Below are 305 nucleotides of genomic sequence, written 5' to 3'. Positions count from 1 at the left end.
TTCTGGTAAAATCAGAAGACGAAGCAGTGGAAATTACCAAAAGAAAAATCGGGATTGATTTAGGCATTTCCGATTTCGCTATCACTACCAACGATTTAGGCGAGATAGAGAAACACAAAAACCCCAACCATTTATATAAAGCAGAAAAGCAACTCAAGAAAGCCCAGCGTTCGTTGTACCGCAAACAAAAAGGCGGGAAGAACCGGAGCAAAGCCCGCCTGCAAATCGCCAAGAAACACGAAAAAATGGCTAACCAGCGGAAGGATTTCTTGCACAAACTAACGAAGAAAATTACAGACGAAAAC

1 protein-coding gene is annotated in these 305 nt (G+C 42.0%); it reads left to right on the top strand.

Going from position 1 to position 305, the window contains the following annotated elements; genetic code table 11:
- Positions 1–2: 2 nt before the first annotated feature.
- On the top strand, positions 3–305 hold a 303-nt coding region (locus tag ACYQ2O_RS13090), incomplete at its 3' end, for a transposase (RefSeq protein WP_459796823.1).

Source organism: Alkalibacterium sp. m-11, from assembly GCF_054658155.1.
Note: the sequence above shows the minus strand (reverse complement) of the source record. Positions and strands in the feature narration are given on the sequence as shown.